This is a genomic window from Burkholderia sp. BCC0397 (assembly GCF_902832865.1).
Taxonomy (GTDB): domain Bacteria; phylum Pseudomonadota; class Gammaproteobacteria; order Burkholderiales; family Burkholderiaceae; genus Burkholderia.
In genome coordinates this window covers 83,206-100,913 of the sequence record NZ_CADFDL010000009.1, presented here as the reverse complement: position 1 = coordinate 100,913, position 17,708 = coordinate 83,206, and the positions used below count along the sequence as shown (strand labels likewise).

Genomic DNA, 17,708 nt, shown 5'->3' with positions numbered 1-17,708 from the left:
CGCTTACGTACGTCCCATGCTTCGCGGTTGGCCCACGTTGGCGCTTCAGCGTGACGTGGGCCGTGTCTCTGCGCTACCGGCCATTACCGCCCGCCGCTCAATGCGAATGGCTCGGCACGTCCGCGCCGCGCATGCCGACCAGGAAGTCGAGGTCGCACCCCTCGTCGGCCTGCAGCACGTGATCGATATACAGCCGCGCATAGCCGCCCTTGCCGAGCTGGCCGGCCACGCCCGGCGCCGCGGTCGGATCGACGTCCGACAGGCGGCGCTGCAGCTCTTCATCCGTAATGTCGAGATGCAGCGTGCCGGCCTCGCAGTCGAGCTCGATCCAGTCGCCGTTGCGCACGGCCGCGAGCGGCCCGCCGGCCGCGGCTTCCGGCGCGACGTGCAGCACGACCGTGCCGTATGCGGTGCCGCTCATCCGCGCGTCGGAAATCCGCACCATGTCCTTCACGCCCTGGCGCAGCAACTTCGGCGGCAGCCCCATGTTGCCGACCTCGGCCATGCCCGGATAACCGCGCGGCCCGCAGTTCTTCAGCACCATCACCGAGCTGGCGTCGATGTCGAGCGCCTCGTCGTTGATCGTCGCCTTGTAGTGGTCGAGGTTCTCGAACACCACCGCGCGGCCGCGATGCTTGAGCAGTTCGGGGCTCGCCGCCGACGGTTTCAGCACCGCGCCGCGCGGCGCGAGATTGCCGCGCAGGATGCAGATCCCGCCGTCCGCGATCAGCGGCCGATCGAGCGGGCGGATCACTTCGTCGTCGTAGTTCGGCGCTTCGCGCACGTTGTCCCACAGCGACTTGCCGTTGACCGTCAGCGCATCCGGGTGCGGCAGCAGCCCGCCTTCGCCGAGCCGGCGCAGCACGGCCGGCAGCCCGCCCGCGTAATAGAACTCCTCCATCAGGAAGCGCCCCGACGGCATCAGGTCGACGATCGTCGGCGTGTCGCGGCCGATGCGCATCCAGTCTTCCAGTTCGAGCGGCACGCCGATCCGGCCGGCGATCGCCTTCAGGTGAATCACGGCATTCGTCGAGCCGCCGATCGCCGCGTTCGCGCGGATCGCGTTCTCGAACGCCGCGCGCGTCAGGATCTTCGACAGCACGAGCCCTTCGAGCGCCATCTCGACGATCCGGATGCCGGACATGTGCGCGAGCACGTAGCGGCGCGAATCGACGGCCGGAATCGCCGCGTTGTGCGGCAGCGCGACGCCGAGCGCCTCGGCCATGCACGCCATCGTCGACGCGGTGCCCATCGTGTTGCAGGTGCCGGCCGAGCGCGACATGCCGGCTTCGGCCGACAGGAAGTGATGCACGTCGATCTCGCCGGCCTTCAGCGCTTCGTGCAGCTGCCACACGGCCGTGCCCGAACCGATGTTCTTGCCCTCGAGCTTGCCGTTCAGCATCGGGCCGCCCGACACGACGATCGCCGGCACGTCGCAGCTTGCCGCGCCCATCAGCAGCGCGGGCGTCGTCTTGTCGCAGCCGGCGAGCAGCACGACCGCGTCGATCGGGTTGCCGCGGATCGCTTCCTCGACGTCCATCGACGCAAGATTGCGCGTGAGCATCGCCGATGGCCGCAGGTTCGATTCGCCGTTCGAGAACACCGGGAACTCGACCGGGAAGCCGCCCGCCTCGGAGATCCCGCGCTTCACGTGCTCGGCGAGCTTGCGGAAGTGCGCGTTGCACGGCGTCAGTTCGGACCACGTGTTGCAGATGCCGATGATCGGCCGGCCGTCGAATTCGTGATCGGGAATGCCCTGGTTCTTCATCCAGCTCCGGTACATGAAGCCGTTCTTGTCGTTCGTGCCGAACCATTGGGCGGAGCGCAGCCTGGGTTTTGTTGCCGACATCGTCAGTCCTGTGGTGACGGGATACCGGCGCAGTCTAGGCAGAATTTTGATAACTGGCTAATGACGATTTAGGCGATTACGATATCGATTCCGATATCGATATAAACCCGTACGATGCCCGAAGCCAGCCCGTGGGGAAACCGCGCCCGCCTGAAGACGCGCCAGTTGCTGCTGCTCGTCGCGCTAGCCGACGAAGGCAGCATCCACCGCGCGGCGGCCGCGCTGAACATGACGCAGCCGGCCGCGTCGAAGCTGCTGCGCGAACTCGAGGAATCGATCGGCGCGGTGCTGTTCGAGCGCCTGCCGCGCGGGATGCGGCCGACGCTGTACGGCGACGCGCTGATCCGCCACGCGCGCGCGGCGCTCGGCAGCCTCGACCAGGCGCGCGAGGAGCTGGCCGCGCTGAAGGCCGGCCATCTCGGCCACGTGGCGGTGGGGGCGATCACGTCGCCGGGCCTGCGGCTCGTGCCGCCGGCCGTCGCCGCGGTGAAGGGCACGCATGCGGGCCTGCACGTGTCGGTCGAGATCGACACCAGCAACGTGCTGCTCGAACACCTCGCGCAGGAGAAGATCGACATCGTGCTCGGCCGGCTGTCCGCCGAACACGACAAGCTGCGCCTGCGCTACGAGCCGCTGACCGGAGAATCGGTGGCCGCCGTCGTGCGCCCCGGCCACCCGCTGCTCGCGCACGCGCCGCTGTCGCTCGCGGACGTGCAGCGCGCCGCCTGGGTCGTGCCGCCGGCCGGCAGCGTGCTGCGCCACCGCTTCGATCTCGTGTTCCAGCGCGCGAGCCTCGCGCCGCCGGCGAACGTCGTCGAGACGGCCGCGCTGCTGTTCATCACGCAATTGATCGAGCAGAGCGACATGATCGCGGTGCTCGCCGAGGACGTCGCGCACTACTACGCGCGGCACGGCATCGTCACGGTGCTGCCGCTGGAGATGGATTGCCGGATGGACGATTTCGGGATCATCACGCGCACCGACCGGCTGCATTCGCCGGCGGTGACGGTGATGGTCGATGCGATTCGGGCGGCGGCAACGGAGGTTTACGGCGTCGCGCTGTGACGACGCAGCCGCGGTTACTTACTCCGCGGCGAATTCGATAACCGGTTCGCAGCGAATCGGGAAGTTGACCGAATTCGCGATATAGCACTTCGCATGCGCGTCGTGATGCAGATGCGCCGCCCGTTCACGATCGTCGCCGGCCCGGATCGTCACCTGCGGACGCAGCACGATTTCGGTGAAGCGCCCCGCTTCGGCGCCGTCGAGCATCGTGCCTTCCGCGTGGTCGACGTAGGCCAGCACGCGAATGCCGGCCTCCGAACACAGGTGCAGATACCAGAGCTTGTGGCATGCCGACGCCGACGCGAGCAGCAGGTCTTCGGGGTTCCAGCGCGCCGCGTCGCCGCGGAACGCCGGGTCCGACGAACCGGGGATATCCGGCTTGGAACCGGCCCGGATCACGTGATCGCGGCCGTACTCGCGATACCCCGACGTGCCGGTGCCGCGATTGCCCGTCCACTCCACTGCAACGCGATACGTGTGTTCGCCCGATGCCATCTCGCTCTCCATTGATGTCGGTTGCCTCGACCGGGCCGAACGCCGTTGCATGACGCCCGCCGGTGGTCGCCATTGTGGCACCGGATTATCGTTTGGTATACCATTATTCCAAAATGACGGAACAGGCAGGCATGGAAGCCAAACTCGACTCCACGGCGGACGCGGTCGCCGCATCGCTGCGCGACATGATCATCAACGGCGAGCTGGCGGCCGGCGAGCGGCTCGTCGAGCGCGACCTGGCCGAACGGTTCGGCATCAGCCGGATTCCGATGCGCGAGGCGATCCAGCGGCTGGAACGCGAAGGCCTGCTCGATATCTTCAGGAATCGCGGCGCCGTCGTGCGCATGCTGAGCGCGTCGGACGTGCAGGAAATCTACGATCTGCGCGTGCTGCTCGAAGGCGATGCGATCTACCGCAGCGTGAAGCGGCTCGACGACGAAACGCTCGCGCGTGCCGAACTCGTGCATCGGCTGCTCGGCGACGCAACCGTGCCGCGCCGGCAAGGCGAGCTGAACCGCGAATTCCATGCGCTGCTGTATTCGTGCTGCGGCAACGCGCGGCAGTTGAAGTCGATCGCCGAACTGCGCAGCCAGGTCGAGCGCTACGAGCGCTTGCAGGCCACGCTGCTCGCGGATACGCCGTCGTTCCAGGTCGAGCACGACGATATCCTCCAGGCGTACCGCGAACGCAATGCACGCGGCGCCCGCGCGATGACCGTCGCGCATCTCGATTCGGCCCGGCGCATCGTGCTGCGGCTCGTCGAAGGCGGCTGAGGCCGGCGCGCGGAGCGTGGGCTTCACGCGCGCCGGCCTGCGCGGCGCTGACGGCGAGATCGCTGTAGCTCAGGTAGAGACGGGGCGAGCCGGCCGTCACGCATGGGAAACGCGCGCTAGCGACGCGCGTCGGGCTGCGGAAACAGGTCATCGAGCGCCGCGGCCGTCAAGCCGATCCGCATCGCGTTGACGTGCAGTACCTCACCGGAACGCAACGCAATCACGCCGCCGCCCTCGTACACGGCCCTGCGCAGGCGAGCCGCTCGACGTCCGGGCTCAGGTTTCGATGCCGTGTCACGCCACCGCGTTCTGCGCGATGCATCGTGCGAAGTACGCGAGGCTTCGTTTCGGTGTGCGAACCTGCGTATCGATATCGACGTGCACGAGGCCGAACTTCTTCGAAAACCCCTGCCCCCATTCCCAGTTGTCGGTGGCGGACCAGTAGAACAGTCCCTTCAGCCGGACGCCTTGCCGATAGGCGTCGTGTGCCGCGCGCAGATAGCGCGACAGGTAATCGATGCGCGGGCCGTCATCGACGGCGCCGTCGTGCGGCGCCGGATCGTCGAGCGCAAACCCCGTTTCGGTGACGTAGATGTCCGGCGCGCCGTAGTCGCGATGCAGGCGCAGCAGCATCTCGGTCATCCCGTCCGGCTCGACCTGGAAGTACGCGGTGCGCGGCAGATCGGCCGGCGGCTCGCCCTGTTCGACGCCCAGCGGCACGGACGGGTTGGCGCGCACGTAGATGCGCGAGTAGTAGTTCATGCCGAGAAAGTCCGGCTTCGCGGCAATGATGTCCATGTCGCCGGGCCGGACGAGACCGGCGAGCGAGTGCACGAGCGGCTCGGGGTAACCGTGCCCGTACAACGGATCGAGGAACGCGCGATTCCACAGCACGTCGACGAGGCCGGCCGCCTTGCGGTCTTCGTCGCGCGACCCGGCCGGGCGGATCGGTTGCAGATTGATCGTCGTGCCGATCCGCGCGTCATGCAGGTTGGCACGCAGCGCCTGGAATGCGAGGCCCTGCGCCAGATTCTGGTGATGCATCGCAGCGAACACGCCTTTCGGCGAACGCAGCCCCGGCGCATGCACGCCCATCCCGTAGCCGCGCAGCGCGAGGCTGTTGGGCTCGTTCAGCACGATCCAGCGCTTCACGCGGTCGCCGAGCCGACGCGTCACCCGGTCCGCGTAATCGGCCAGCCGATAGGCGATGTCGCGTTTCCGGAAATCGCCGGCCCAGACTGGCGTATCCCAGTGAAACAGCGTGGGAAACGGCTCGATGCCGTGCGCCAGCATCGCATCGATCATCCGGTCATAGGTGCCGAGGCCCGCGTCGCTCGGCGCGCCGGGCCCCTGCGGCTGGACGCGCGGCCATGCGATCGAGAAGCGGAATGCGCGAATCCCGGCTGCCGCCATCCACGCGATATCGGCCGGATAGCGCCGCTCGAATTCGGTGCAGCGCACATTCGTCGAGCCGTCGGCGATCGTGCCGGCCCGCTCCGCGAACTCGTCCCAGTTGCTGCGTCCGCGGCCTTCCCGGCTTTCCGTTTGCGCAGCCGATGCCGCGACGCCCCAGACGAAGTCGTCGGCAAAGCGGGCACCGTCATCGCGTGCGAATGCGGGCGCACCGGCAAGGCCGGCCGCGGCTGCGCCGCCGGCGCGCAGGAACAGGCGACGCGCTGGCGAGCGCGGCGTGGAAGTATCGACAGGCATTCGGATCTCCATGTGATGACGGGCCGGCTGCGTCATTTGCGGTGCAGCCCCAGCACGCATGCGCTGCAACATACAAGTAGGCCATATTGCTTGTCAACGAAGCGCATCGAGCGTTGTCTCGAAATGCGGCTTGGGTCCCTGCAATACGTTGCGCCCCCGGATCGACCGGTGATCCTGGCGTTGCCGAACCCGTCGCCGCGGAGTGCAGCGCCGTCAGCCGCCCACCGACGGCCAGCGGCCTATGAAAATCGTCAGCGGAATATCAGCGCGAGGCGCGGCGCTTGGCGGTTTTCGCTTTCGCCGCAGCGGGTGGAGGCGTCACGTCCGCGATTTGCCGAAGCGCGATGTCGCGCCAGAGCGCGAACGCGGCGCGCGCGGTGGCCGGCTCGCCGCCGGTCACGACGTCGATGGTGAGCCCCCGGATCATCGACCCGGCCAGCACCTGAAATTGCTTGATCGTCGCAGCGGTCGCGGTGTCGAAATCCGCGACGACATCGTCCATCAATGCGCGAAAGCCCTGGTCGAACGGTTCGAGGACGCGCGCCACCGCGTCGTCGAGTTCCTTGTCGGCGCGCCGCGCCAACTGGATCTCCATGCTGGCGGCGAACAACGACGTACCGATGAGCGCGCCCGCGACGTCGAGCATCCGGTCGATCCGTTCGAGCGGCGTCGTCGCGCCGTGCGATGCGCTTTTGAATTGCGCGAAACGATCGCCGGTGAGCCGCTCCTGCACCGCGGCCATCAGTTCCGCCTTGGTCGGAAACTGGTGCTGCAGCGCGCCCATGCTGACGTCGGCTTCGCGCCGGATCGCGAGCGTCGTCGCGCCCGAATAGCCTTCCTTGTGGAGCAACGATATCGCGGCGGCGATGACGCGCTCACGGGTCGCCTGGCTGCGCTCCGCCTGCGTCGGCCGGCGTGTGCGCGCGGTGCCGGAAGTCGTTGCCGCGCCTGTCTTGACGGTTTTCTTCATTCACGTGTTGGGTCGGGTGCCGGAACGGGCGTGGGTCGGCGCGCCTGGCGCGGCCGCCGTTCGACGATGGCGATCGATAACCGGTCGCCGCGCTCGATGCGTCACTGCGCAAAAACGCGCGGCACACACCGCGGACGACGGCATAGGAGAGCGCGGCGCAGCCGTCGACGGAATCGATCGCGATCGGCGGCGGTCTACGGAGGCGAATTCTACCAACGAACCTCGCACCGGCACATGACTGGCACGTGTTCAATATTCGGCCGGCACGCGGCTTCAGGTACGCGACGATCGCGCGGCACGGTGCATGGCGCGGTCGCTGGCCGGCCCGGTCGTGCCGCGCACCGTCAGCGTCGGCAGCGACGCGACCCGCACGCGCGACGCGTCGTCGCCCTGCCCGCCCGCCTCGCGCAGCGTATTGAGCAATTCGACCGCGATGCCGGCCGCTTCGGCGGTCGGGATCGCGACGGTCGTCAGCGTGGGCCGCGTGTCGCGGGCGAGATGAATGTCGGTGATGCCGACGATCGACAGATCGTCCGGCACGCGCCGGCCGCGATCGGCCGCCGCATGCATGGCGCCGATCGCCGGCAAGTCGTTGGTCGCGACCAGCGCGGTCAACTGCGGGTGCGCATCGAGCAGCCGGCCGGCCGCGCGCAGGCCGCCTTCGATCGAATCGTGCTCGGCCGCGACGATCGACGCGTCGAGCCCCGCGTCGCGCATCACGTCGACGAAGCCGTCGTAGCGCGCCGCCTGCACGCCGCACGCCGCGCCGCCGACGATCACGCCGATTTTCTCGTGACCGAGTTCGAGCAGATGCCGCGTCGCGATCCGTCCCGCCTCGCGGAAATCGATCGCCACGCACGGCAGCCCGTCGGGCGGCGCCTCGGGCCGCTCCCACAGGCACAGCACGACCGGCACGCCGCGCCGCGCGACGTCGAGCAGATCCGGCAGGTGCAGGTTCGCATTGGTCACGAGAATCCCCTCGGAGATCGTGCCGGCGATCTGGTCGAGATACGCGCGCCCCTGCAACGGATCTTCGTTCGTATTGCAGACGATCAGGAACTGCCCGTTGCGGCGCACCGCACGCTCGACCGCCAGCGCGAACTCCGGATAGAACGGGTTCGCGATGCTCGACACCATCAGCGCGACCGTCGGCGCACGCCCTTCCGCCAGCGCCCGCGCGGCGAGATGCGGCCGATACCCGAGCGCGTCGACCGCTTCGAGCACCCGCGCCCGCGTCGCGTCGCCCACCCGGCCGCGGTCGCGCAGCACGTTCGATACCGTCGCGGCCGTCACGCCGGCGCGGCGCGCCACTTCATCCAGAGTTGCCATCGCTTGCTCACTATATGAGACGCCGATCCAGTATTTGCTTCGCTCACCGAAGCGGCGCACTATCGCCGCACACCTTGCCGCCCGTCCGACGGGCGCGACTCGGCCGCGATCGCATCGCCCCTTTTTTTGATCGCGATGATTAAGCGCTTAATCAAGCAGTACGGCGCATTAAAACATGGAGCGGAGACAATGGCGAGCATCTCGATGCGACGCGTGCAGAAAGCCTACGGCGAGCACGCGCCGGTCATTCGCGACGTCGATCTGGAGATCGGCGCGCACGAGTTCTGCGTGTTTCTCGGGCCGTCCGGATGCGGGAAATCGACGCTGCTGCGCATGATCGCCGGGCTCGAGGATCTGAGCGCGGGCGAGCTGTCGATCGACGGCCGCCGCGTCGACGACGTGCCAGCCGCCGAGCGCGGCGTCGCGATGGTGTTCCAGAGCTACGCGCTGTTTCCGCACATGACGGTGTACGAGAACATGGCGTTCGGGCTGAAGCTCGCGCGCGTGCCGAAGGCCGAGATCGACCGGAAGGTGCGCGACGCCGCGCGCATCCTGCAGCTCGACACGCTGCTCGAACGCAAGCCGAAGGCGCTGTCGGGCGGCCAGCGGCAGCGCGTCGCGATCGGCCGCGCGATCGTGCGCGAGCCCGGCGTGTTCCTGTTCGACGAACCGCTGTCGAATCTCGACGCGGCCTTGCGCGGCCAGACCCGCATCGAGATCGCGCGGCTGCACCGGCAGTTCGAACGCGCGAGCGTCGTCTACGTGACGCACGACCAGACCGAGGCGATGACGCTCGCCGACAAGATCGTGCTGCTGCACGCCGGCGCGGATACCGCGCAGCACGGCAGCATCGCGCAGGTCGGCGCGCCGCTCGACCTCTACCACCACCCGGCCAGCCGCTTCGTCGCCGGCTTCATCGGCTCGCCGCGCATGAACTTCCTGCCGGCCGTCGTGACTGCGTGCGACGCGCATCGCACGACCATCACGCTCGTGCCGTCCGGCGAAACCTTCGTGCTGCCGCGCGACGGCTCCGCGCTCGCGCCAGGCGCGGCTGTCACGCTCGGCATCCGCCCCGAACACCTGACGCTCGGCGCCGCGCCCGACGCGACGACGCTCGCGCGCGACGTCGCGCTCGTCGAACGCCTGGGCGAGCAGACCTACGTGCACCTCGACCAGCCCGGCGGCACATCGCTGATCGCGAAGGTGCCCGGCGACGCGCAGGTGCGCACCGGCGAACGCGTGCACGTGCACGCGCCGGCCGCGGCCTGCCATCTGTTCACCGAAGACGGCCGCGCGGTGCCCGCGTGCGCCGACGTCCACGTTCACCACTACGCATAAGGATCGGCATGCGCCTCGGAGTCTGCTACTACCCGGAACACTGGCCGGAATCGATGTGGGCCGACGACGCCCACCGGATGAAAGCGCTCGGCATCGAGCAGGTGCGGATCGCCGAATTCGCGTGGAGCCGCATGGAGCCGTCGCCGGGCGAATATAACTGGGGCTGGCTCGACCGGGCGGTCGACGTGCTCGGCGCCGCCGGCCTCGAGATCGTGATGTGCACGCCGACCGCCACGCCGCCGAAGTGGCTGGTCGACCGTCATCCCGACATCCTCGCGATCGGCGCGGACGGCCGCCCGCGCGCGTTCGGCTCACGCCGCCACTACGATTTCTCGTCGCCGACCTATCTCGAAGCGTCGCGCCAGATCTGCACGGCGGTCGCCGAACGCTACGGCCGCCACCCGGCCGTGCGCTACTGGCAGACCGACAACGAGCTGGGCTGCCACCAGACCGTCGTCAGCTACTCGCCGGCCGCGCTCGTACGCTTCCGCGAATGGCTGAAAGCGCGCTACGGCACGATCGACGCGCTGAACCGCGCGTGGGGCACCGTGTTCTGGAGCATGGAGTATCGCCATTTCGACGAAGTCGACGCGCCCGTGGGCACCGTGACCGAAGCCCATCCGTCGCATCGCCTCGACTACCGGCGCTTCGCGTCCGACGAGCTCGCGCGCTATCACCGGATGCAGGTCGACGTGATCCGCGCGCACTCGCCGGGCCGGCCGGTCGCGCACAACTTCATGCAGCTGTTCACCGAGTTCGATCACTACGAGGTCGCGCGCGACCTCGACGTCGCGACGTGGGACAGCTACCCGCTCGGCGCGCTCGAGGAGCTGTGGTTCGCGCCCGACGTGAAGGCGCGCTGGCTGCGCACCGGCCATCCGGATTTCGCGTCGTTCAATCACGACCTGTACCGCGGCATGTCGAAGCTGCCGTTCTGGGTGATGGAACAGCAGCCGGGCCCCGTGAACTGGGCGCACTGGAACCCCGCGCCGCTGCCGGGCATGGTGCGGCTGTGGAGCTGGGAAGCGTTCGCGCACGGCGCCGGCTGCGTGTCGTACTTCCGCTGGCGGCAGGCGCCGTTCGCGCAGGAACAGATGCACGCGGGCCTGCACACGCCCGACGACAAGCTCGACGAAGGCGGCCGCGAAGCGCAGCGCGTCGCGCGCGAGATCGCGGCCGTGCACGACGCCGGCGCGGACGCGAACGGCCCGGTGCGCGCACCGGTCGCGCTGGTCTTCGACTACGAGGCGAAGTGGCTGTTCGAAGTGCAGCCGCAGGGTGCCGATTTCCACTACCCGCGTTTCGCGTTCGAGTACTACTCGGCACTGCGCTCGCTCGGCCTCGATGTCGACATCGTGTCGGCGCACGCGCCGCTCGACGGCTACCGCCTCGTCGTCGTGCCGCCGCTGCCGGTCGTGCCGGACGATTTCGCGTCACGGCTCGCGGCATCCGGCGCGCACGCGGTGTTCGGGCCGCGCACCGGCTCGAAGACCGCCGACCTGCAGATTCCGCCAGCGCTGCCGCCCGGCCCGCTCGCGTCGATCCTGCCGGTACGCGTATGGCGCGTCGAATCGCTGCGGCCGAACCTGACCGAACGGATCGACGGCACGTTGCGCGACGGATCACCGCTCGCGGGCGAAGCGCGTCACTGGCGCGACCTCGTCGAGCTGCACGACGACACGCGCAGCGTCGTGCACGCGCGCTTCGCCGATGGCCATCCGGCCTGCGTGTCGCACGGCGCGCTGCATTACTGGGCCGCGCTGTTCGACGAGGCGACCACCACGCGCCTGTTCGCCGATGTCGCCGCCGAAGCGGGCCTCACGCCGACGCCGCTCGGCGACGCCGTGCGCGTGAGCCGGCGCGGCGGCCTGACCTACGTATTCAACTACGCGCGCACACCGCACACGATCGACGCGGTGCCGCCGTCCGCGTTCGTGTTCGGCGCCGCGCAGGTCGAACCGCAAGGCGTCGCCGTGTATCGAAGCCGTTCGTAGCAACCGCCCCCGGCGCCATGACGCGCCGGTCACGCACAACGACACACAGGACTGGAGACACTCATGACCCATCGCCCCCTTCGCATCGCCGCCCGGCTTGCGACCGCCGCCGCCATCGCGTTCTCCTCGTTCGGCGCCGCGGCGCCCGCCGATGCCGGCACGCTGACGATCAACATCGCGTTCAAGGGCGCGAGCCAGCGCGCGGTGTGGCAGTCGACGATCGAAGCGTTCCACAAGGCGCATCCCGACATCGACGTGAAGCCGACCTTCGTCGACGAGGAAGCGTACAAGGTGCAGCTCCCCGCATGGCTCACGACCGTCGCGCCGGACGTCGTGAACTGGCACGCGGGCGAGCGGATGGCGTACTACGCGAAGCGCGGGCTGTTCGAGGACCTGAGCGCCGACTGGACGAAGAACGGCTGGGATGCGATGTATGCGTCGACGCGCAGCGCGTCGTCCTATAACGGCAAGCAGTACGCGGCGCCGACCGTCTACTACTCGTGGGGGCTGTTCTACCGCAAGGACCTGTTCCGCAAGGTCGGCATCGCCGACGAGCCGAAGACCTGGGACCAGTTTCTCGATGCGTGCAAGAAGCTGAAGGCCGCCGGCATCACGCCGGTCGCGATCGGCGGCCGCGATGCGTGGACGCTCGCCGGCTGGTTCGACTATCTCGACCTGCGCCTGAACGGCAACGCATTCCACCAGCAGCTGATGGCCGGCGACGTGCCGTACACCGACCCGCGCGTGAAGAAGGTCTACACGACGTGGAAATCGCTGATCGACTCGGGCTACTTCATCGACAACGCGCTGTCCTACGATCTCGACGGCGCGCAGCCGTTCCTGTTCCAGGGCAAGGCCGCGATGATGCTGATGGGCACATTCATCGCGGCGGGCTTCCCGCCGAACGTCAAACAGGAAATGGGCTACTACCGCTTCCCGATCATCGACCCGAAGGTGCCGACCGCCGAGGACGGCCCGGTCGAATCGCTGCACATCCCGACCAAGGCGAAGAACAAGGCCGACGCGCACACGTTCCTCGCGTTCGTCGAAACGCCGGAGATGGGCGCAAAGCTCGCCGAAGGGCTCGGCTCGTTGTCGGCCAACAGCAAGTCGCCGGAGCCGGCCGATCCGATCTCGCGCATCGGCTTCCGGATCCTCGCCGACACGAAGGGCGGCGTCGCGCAGTTCTACGATCGCGACATGACCAAGGAAATGGCCGACGAAGGGATGAAGGGCATGCAGCAGTTCCTCGCAAATCCCGCGCAGCTCGATACGGTGCTCGCGCAACTCGAACAGACCCGCAAGCGGATCTACAAGAAGTGACCGCGTGACCCAACCGGCGGCCGCGCGCCGCCGTGTCCGTTCAGGAGGCTTGCCGTGTCCAGTCCGATCACGTCCCCCCCGCCCGCCGGCACCGCACCGCCGCCGCGCGGCCCGTCCGCCAGCACGTTGCCCGCGCGCCGCCCGTCGCCTGCCGTGCGGCGGCAACGGCGCGCCGCGTGGCTCTTTCTCGCGCCGGCCTGCGCAATGGTTGCCGTCTATGTGATCTGGCCGATCCTGTCGACGCTATGGCTGAGCCTGTACAACTGGGACGGGATGACCGAGCGCACCTTCGTCGGCCTCGCGAACTACGCGGAGCTGCTGCATGCGCCGACGTTCTACACGGCGCTGCGCAACAACGTGATCTGGCTCGTGCTGTTCATGCTCGCGCCGCCGCTCGGCCTCGCGCTCGCGCTGTACCTGAACCAGGCGGTCGGCGGCATCCGGCTCGTGAAGTCGCTGTTCTTCGCGCCGTTCGTGCTGTCGGGCGTGGTCGTCGGACTGATCTTCTCGTGGTTCTACGATCCGACTTTCGGGCTGCTCGCGCTCATCGCCGGGCACGGCATCCCGGTGCTCGGCGACGCGCGCTACGCGACCTTCGGCATCGTGTTCGCCGCGCTGTGGCCGCAGACGGCGTACTGCATGATCCTGTACCTGACCGGCCTCACGTCGGTCAACCCGGAACAGATCGAAGCCGCGCGGATGGAAGGCGCGCGCGGCTTCGCGCTGCTGTGGCACGTCGTGCTGCCGCAACTGCGGCCGACCACCTTCATGGCGATCGTCGTCACCGTGATCGGCGCGCTGCGCAGCTTCGACCTGATCTCGGTGATGACGGGCGGCGGCCCGTTCGAAAGCTCGACCGTGCTCGCGTATTACATGTACGACCAGGCGATCAAGTACTACCGGCTCGGCTATTCCGCGTCGATCGCGGTCGTGCTGTTCGCGATCATGCTCGTCTACATCGTGTTCCAGTTGCGCCGCATGCTGCGCAACGAACAGTGACCTTTCGGGAGTTCACTCATCATGTTTCCGACACCCGTTGCCCACTGGAAGCCGGTATCGCGCCGGCTGTACAAGCTGTCGCTGCCCGTCGCGCTCGTGATCTGGCTGCTGCCGATGATCGCGGTGTTCGTCACGTCGGTGCGCTCGACCGAGGAACTCGTCGAAGGTCACTACTGGGGCTGGCCGCGCCGCTTCGCGATGATCGAGAACTATCGCGACGCGCTGACCACATCGCCGATGCTGCATTACTTCTGGAACAGCGTGCAGATCACGGTGCCGTCGGTCATCGGCTCGATCGCGCTCGCGGCGATGGCCGGCTTCGCGCTCGCGACCTACCGGTTTCGCGGCAATACCGCGCTGTTCGGCACGTTCGTCGCCGGCAACTTCGTGCCGGTGCAGGTGCTGATGATTCCGGTGCGCGACCTGTCGTTGCGGCTCGGCGTGTTCAATACCGTCGAAGCGCTGATCCTGTTCCACGTCGCGTTCCAGACCGGGTTCTGCACGCTGTTCCTGCGCAACTTCATCAAGCAGCTGCCGTTCGAGCTGATCGAGGCGGCGCGCATCGAAGGCGCGGGCGAATGGACGGTGTTCTGGCGCATCGTGCTGCCGCTGATCCGGCCGGCGCTGGCCGCGCTCGCGATTCTCGTGTTCACGTTCGTGTGGAACGATTACTTCTGGGCGCTGTGTCTCACGCAGGGCGACGAGGCCGCGCCGATCACGGCGGGTGTCGCGGCGTTGAAGGGGCAATGGACGACGTCGTGGAATCTTGTCTCGGCCGGGTCGATTCTCGCCGCGCTGCCGTCGGTCGCGATGTTCTTCGCGATGCAGAAGCATTTCGTCGCGGGGCTCACGTTCGGCGCGACGAAAGGCTGAACGCGCGTCGGCCGCGTTTTCGTATCTCCCCCTCCGCATCGTGAGGTTGCCCGCTTCGGCGGGCTTTTTTCATGCTTTGCGGGGGTGGGTGGATGGCGGTTGGCGACGGCGGCACCCTTGCCTTTTCTGCGGATCCAAGGCGAACGTATGAAACTGGGGATAGACGGGTACGAAACGCCATCCTCATTTTTTAACAACAATGAGGATGGTGAATTGTCTGGCTCTCGACGTAGCTTTGCAGAATCGGCAGCGCTTAAACCTGCTCGATGACGTAGGGAGCGTGCCCGAATTCGAGATGACGCTCGTTCGCGAAGTCGTACATCCGGATATCGCGGCCCTGCCTGAAGCTCGGAATGATATTGCTCAACACGTTCACGTTGTAGACGATTGAGGCACGGGCGGTCGGCAGGGTAAGGTTCAGAACGGCGTGAAAAGTCGGTTGGATTTCGCCGTCAGAGAGCTCCGTTAATAGAGACCCTGAGATCACGATGGCCTGGTCCTTCGCGACGTCGACGAGACACTCCTTGTCTCCCTGGAACAGGACGAGTCCTGGCGCATTCGGCTTGATAACCGTGATCAGATGCCCGTCCTCGTGCTTTCCTTGCAGATAGCGGCTGTTACCGAGGCGGAGGTCTTCGCGGTAGTGGTTGTATTGCAGATATGAGTCGTCGCGCGTGGGGATTTCGTGCGCGTAGCCGTAGCGCTTCCGGATCTCGTCGACCAACTTCTGCCCATAGCCGGCGACCTGCGCCTCATAGCTCGCGATACGCGAGTAAAACTCGCTACGGCTGAACTCGTATTGCTGATGCTCGTCTTTGAAGCGATGCCAGTAGTTGAAGATCTCGCACCTGTCACTATTTTCTTTTCCGATATGGGAGTATCCGACCGGAAAGTAGCCGTCAGTCCGGCCGACGAAGCAGAACTCTTGCTTGTCGCGAAAGCCCACAGTCCCCGCCAACTGCTGGAGCGCATGAAAATCATCCTGCATCCCCGGCCCAATCGAGACGATCGCGAATCCTCGGTCGACAATCTGGCTAGCCCACTCCTGCCAAGGCGCCGTGTTGTCGAGCCTTCGGTCAATCACGATAAGCTCACTGGATTCTTTCTGGACTTGATCGAAAGCAGCGCGCATGAGTTTCTCCATAAAATAAAAGGTTGAAGGGACACGCACAAGCACCGATTGCCTCTCCGCAATCGGGACATCAATTCGTGACCACGCGCAAGCGAGGGTGATACTCCGTGACGATCATCGCGACGATGATGAGCGCTGCGCCGGCGAAGTTCACGGGACTCAGGCGATCACCGCCGAGGACGTATCCGAAGAGCCCGCCGAAAACAGGCTCCAGCACAAGAATCAGCGCGATTCGACTTGGTGCGGATTCGACCTGTGCACGGGTCTGCACGAAGTAGCCGATCGCGGTTCCCCCGATTCCAACAATGATCGCCGTCCAGATGGGCTGAGGTGAGGTAGGAACTGAGAACTCGCGGAATGCCAGCGACCACAACAGCGACAGGACGCCTACGACCAATACCTGGATGAATGCAAGCAGTTCGACGTCGGCCCCCTTGCTTCGCTTAGATAGGACTACGATGTGCAGCGCCGTGAAAACTGCACACCCAAGGACAAGTGCATCACCGACGTGTATCGAAAGGTCCCGCATCGTCAACATGGCAAGACCGGCGGCGCCAATCGCCGCGCCGATCATCTGTTGCCGGCTCGGCCGAATCTTGAGCATCCAGTAGCCAAATGCTGGAGCGAATATGACCGCGAGCCCCGTAATGAAGCTCGCGTTCGATGCAGTCGTGTAAACGATGCCGGCTGTCTGGAGCGCGAATGCGATGAAAAGGACAACGCCGGGCAATATGGCACGCCGCGCCGCGCGCCATTCGACGTGTCGCCAGCGGCGCATCAACACGATGAACATCGCCGCTGCGCCGATCAGGAAGCGATATGCGTTGAACGTTGATGCACTGACGAACCCTAGAGATTGATGGATTGCGACAAATGACCAGCCCCAGAGTATGGTCACGCAAACAAGCGCGAATGCCCAAATATTCTCAGACTTCATCTCATATCCCAGTATGAAAATTTATAAACGATTTACCATCGCGAATAAAATAAATACTTTCGCGGCTTCGCTAAGTATCGGCTCAGACGAGGAGAGAGATATTGCTATGGAGGGCCATCACCAAGATTCAGCAGAACGAGGCTACCTGCAGCCATTGCGAGGCCACAGAGCTTCAATACCGAAACAGACTCGCCGAAGAGCAATATTCCGAGTCCGGCGGTGATGGCTGTACTGGCGCCAGCCCACGCGGCGTAGGCTAGACCCACCTCGACGTTTAATGTCGTAATGGACATGAGCCAAACGGCGCCAGCGTAGCAAACGACGGTGAAGACTGAAGAGGAAAGGTTGGTGAATCCAGACGAGAACTTGAGACCAATGGTGCCGAATACTTCGGCAATCACACTCAGTCCGAGGACAAACCAGGCAAATCGGCTCGAAGTCACGACACACCTCGCCATCTGCGTCGCTTATACCGAACGATGCAGGGGAGGGGTGGATTCAGCGGTACCCGGTAGACGCCAGATTAATACAAGCCTCGATGGTCTACAAGAGGCGGGCAGCCGCCTGAATGAATTGATTGTTTCTATCGATAGCGTCGGCGTAAAAAAGACGACCCATGATTAGAAAGGGTTTTGAAAAACCAGACAACGCCGCCAACGACCGCTGACAGGCAACTTCCGCCACCTGCCATATTGCCTTCACATGTGGACCTGGATCGTCGAGAATGCGGACCGCTTCCGAGAAGCGAGGCAGAATTTCGATAGACAGCACCGCGACACAGACTCGTAGCTTGCCGGGGTCTCGACGCGCTTGGCACTTGCGCGCGACTTTGATTGACATCGCTCGTCGAGATATATTTCGACATGCTTACAAATCATCAGAAACAGCATCCGTGGAAGTTTGACGTCATGCGGAACAGCC

Annotated in this window: 16 protein-coding genes; 7 read left to right on the top strand and 9 right to left on the bottom strand. The window is 66.0% G+C overall.

Annotated elements, in window-relative coordinates; all coding sequences use genetic code 11:
• Positions 1 to 97: 97 nt before the first annotated feature.
• Complete coding sequence (locus HWX03_RS24960; RefSeq protein ID WP_089489919.1) at positions 98 to 1,849, bottom strand: IlvD/Edd family dehydratase; 1,752 nt, start codon at positions 1,847 to 1,849, stop codon at positions 98 to 100.
• A gap of 114 nt (positions 1,850 to 1,963) precedes the next feature.
• Here HWX03_RS24960 and HWX03_RS24955 point away from each other — a divergent pair, with 114 nt between their 5' ends.
• Entirely contained in the window at positions 1,964 to 2,914 is a 951-nt protein-coding gene (locus tag HWX03_RS24955; protein WP_175873043.1) for a LysR family transcriptional regulator, read from the top strand.
• An 18-nt stretch (positions 2,915 to 2,932) separates the two neighbouring features.
• On the opposite strand, the gene HWX03_RS24950 is transcribed toward HWX03_RS24955, so the two are convergent.
• Complete coding sequence (locus HWX03_RS24950; protein ID WP_175873042.1) at positions 2,933 to 3,409, bottom strand: OsmC family protein; 477 nt, start codon at positions 3,407 to 3,409, stop codon at positions 2,933 to 2,935.
• 131 nt (positions 3,410 to 3,540) lie between these two features.
• Here HWX03_RS24950 and HWX03_RS24945 point away from each other — a divergent pair, with 131 nt between their 5' ends.
• Positions 3,541 to 4,182 carry a GntR family transcriptional regulator gene (locus tag HWX03_RS24945; RefSeq protein ID WP_175873041.1) on the top strand — a complete coding sequence of 214 codons (642 nt, stop codon included), beginning with the start codon at positions 3,541 to 3,543 and terminating at the stop codon, positions 4,180 to 4,182.
• A gap of 294 nt (positions 4,183 to 4,476) precedes the next feature.
• On the opposite strand, the gene HWX03_RS24940 is transcribed toward HWX03_RS24945, so the two are convergent.
• From HWX03_RS24940 to HWX03_RS24930, 3 genes are all read right to left on the bottom strand, one after another.
• Positions 4,477 to 5,892, bottom strand: coding sequence for a family 1 glycosylhydrolase (locus HWX03_RS24940; protein WP_175873040.1), 1,416 nt, complete (start codon positions 5,890 to 5,892; stop codon positions 4,477 to 4,479).
• 262 nt (positions 5,893 to 6,154) lie between these two features.
• Positions 6,155 to 6,862, bottom strand: coding sequence for a TetR/AcrR family transcriptional regulator (locus tag HWX03_RS24935; RefSeq protein WP_175873039.1), 708 nt, complete (start codon positions 6,860 to 6,862; stop codon positions 6,155 to 6,157).
• A gap of 273 nt (positions 6,863 to 7,135) precedes the next feature.
• The gene (locus tag HWX03_RS24930) at positions 7,136 to 8,191 is read right to left on the bottom strand and encodes a LacI family DNA-binding transcriptional regulator (RefSeq protein ID WP_175873038.1); all 1,056 of its coding nucleotides are present in this window, start codon (positions 8,189 to 8,191) and stop codon (positions 7,136 to 7,138) included.
• Between the two features lie 189 nt (positions 8,192 to 8,380).
• On the opposite strand from HWX03_RS24930, the gene ugpC reads away from it, so the two are divergent.
• From ugpC to HWX03_RS24905, 5 genes are all read left to right on the top strand, one after another.
• On the top strand, positions 8,381 to 9,529 hold the full coding sequence (gene ugpC / locus HWX03_RS24925) for a sn-glycerol-3-phosphate ABC transporter ATP-binding protein UgpC (RefSeq protein ID WP_175873037.1): 1,149 nt from the start codon (positions 8,381 to 8,383) through the stop codon (positions 9,527 to 9,529).
• A gap of 8 nt (positions 9,530 to 9,537) precedes the next feature.
• Complete coding sequence (locus HWX03_RS24920) at positions 9,538 to 11,523, top strand: beta-galactosidase (protein ID WP_175873036.1); 1,986 nt, start codon at positions 9,538 to 9,540, stop codon at positions 11,521 to 11,523.
• 63 nt (positions 11,524 to 11,586) lie between these two features.
• The gene (locus tag HWX03_RS24915; RefSeq protein WP_175873035.1) at positions 11,587 to 12,846 is read left to right on the top strand and encodes an extracellular solute-binding protein; all 1,260 of its coding nucleotides are present in this window, start codon (positions 11,587 to 11,589) and stop codon (positions 12,844 to 12,846) included.
• A gap of 54 nt (positions 12,847 to 12,900) precedes the next feature.
• Positions 12,901 to 13,845, top strand: a complete 945-nt coding sequence (locus HWX03_RS24910; protein ID WP_175873034.1) for a sugar ABC transporter permease — start codon at positions 12,901 to 12,903, stop codon at positions 13,843 to 13,845.
• A gap of 21 nt (positions 13,846 to 13,866) precedes the next feature.
• Positions 13,867 to 14,718, top strand: a complete 852-nt coding sequence (locus HWX03_RS24905; RefSeq protein WP_006482683.1) for a carbohydrate ABC transporter permease — start codon at positions 13,867 to 13,869, stop codon at positions 14,716 to 14,718.
• A gap of 253 nt (positions 14,719 to 14,971) precedes the next feature.
• Here HWX03_RS24905 and HWX03_RS24900 read toward each other — a convergent pair whose 3' ends face one another.
• The 4 genes from HWX03_RS24900 to HWX03_RS24885 all read right to left on the bottom strand — a co-directional run bounded on the left by HWX03_RS24900 (position 14,972) and on the right by HWX03_RS24885 (position 17,627).
• Positions 14,972 to 15,850, bottom strand: coding sequence for a hypothetical protein (locus HWX03_RS24900; protein ID WP_175873033.1), 879 nt, complete (start codon positions 15,848 to 15,850; stop codon positions 14,972 to 14,974).
• A gap of 70 nt (positions 15,851 to 15,920) precedes the next feature.
• On the bottom strand, positions 15,921 to 16,787 hold the full coding sequence (locus HWX03_RS24895; protein ID WP_175873032.1) for a DMT family transporter: 867 nt from the start codon (positions 16,785 to 16,787) through the stop codon (positions 15,921 to 15,923).
• Between the two features lie 104 nt (positions 16,788 to 16,891).
• On the bottom strand, positions 16,892 to 17,230 hold the full coding sequence (locus tag HWX03_RS24890; RefSeq protein ID WP_175823670.1) for a multidrug efflux SMR transporter: 339 nt from the start codon (positions 17,228 to 17,230) through the stop codon (positions 16,892 to 16,894).
• A 100-nt stretch (positions 17,231 to 17,330) separates the two neighbouring features.
• A complete protein-coding gene (locus HWX03_RS24885; RefSeq protein ID WP_175823669.1) occupies positions 17,331 to 17,627 on the bottom strand; it encodes a hypothetical protein in 297 nt (98 codons plus the stop codon).
• Positions 17,628 to 17,708 lie beyond the last annotated feature (81 nt).

Bases quoted from the DNA above. Each gene is read 5' to 3' on its own strand.
- HWX03_RS24915 (WP_175873035.1), top strand. From the start codon at position 11,587: ATGACCCATCGCCCCCTTCGCATCGCCGCCCGGCTTGCGACCGCCGCC.
- HWX03_RS24920 (WP_175873036.1), top strand. From the start codon at position 9,538: ATGCGCCTCGGAGTCTGCTACTACCCGGAACACTGGCCGGAATCGATG.
- HWX03_RS24895 (WP_175873032.1), bottom strand. From the start codon at position 16,787: ATGAAGTCTGAGAATATTTGGGCATTCGCGCTTGTTTGCGTGACCATA.
- HWX03_RS24905 (WP_006482683.1), top strand. From the start codon at position 13,867: ATGTTTCCGACACCCGTTGCCCACTGGAAGCCGGTATCGCGCCGGCTG.
- HWX03_RS24945 (WP_175873041.1), top strand. From the start codon at position 3,541: ATGGAAGCCAAACTCGACTCCACGGCGGACGCGGTCGCCGCATCGCTG.
- HWX03_RS24940 (WP_175873040.1), bottom strand. From the start codon at position 5,892: ATGCCTGTCGATACTTCCACGCCGCGCTCGCCAGCGCGTCGCCTGTTC.
- HWX03_RS24955 (WP_175873043.1), top strand. From the start codon at position 1,964: ATGCCCGAAGCCAGCCCGTGGGGAAACCGCGCCCGCCTGAAGACGCGC.
- HWX03_RS24930 (WP_175873038.1), bottom strand. From the start codon at position 8,191: ATGGCAACTCTGGATGAAGTGGCGCGCCGCGCCGGCGTGACGGCCGCG.
- HWX03_RS24960 (WP_089489919.1), bottom strand. From the start codon at position 1,849: ATGTCGGCAACAAAACCCAGGCTGCGCTCCGCCCAATGGTTCGGCACG.
- ugpC (WP_175873037.1), top strand. From the start codon at position 8,381: ATGGCGAGCATCTCGATGCGACGCGTGCAGAAAGCCTACGGCGAGCAC.
- HWX03_RS24885 (WP_175823669.1), bottom strand. From the start codon at position 17,627: ATGTCAATCAAAGTCGCGCGCAAGTGCCAAGCGCGTCGAGACCCCGGC.
- HWX03_RS24950 (WP_175873042.1), bottom strand. From the start codon at position 3,409: ATGGCATCGGGCGAACACACGTATCGCGTTGCAGTGGAGTGGACGGGC.
- HWX03_RS24935 (WP_175873039.1), bottom strand. From the start codon at position 6,862: ATGAAGAAAACCGTCAAGACAGGCGCGGCAACGACTTCCGGCACCGCG.
- HWX03_RS24900 (WP_175873033.1), bottom strand. From the start codon at position 15,850: ATGCGCGCTGCTTTCGATCAAGTCCAGAAAGAATCCAGTGAGCTTATC.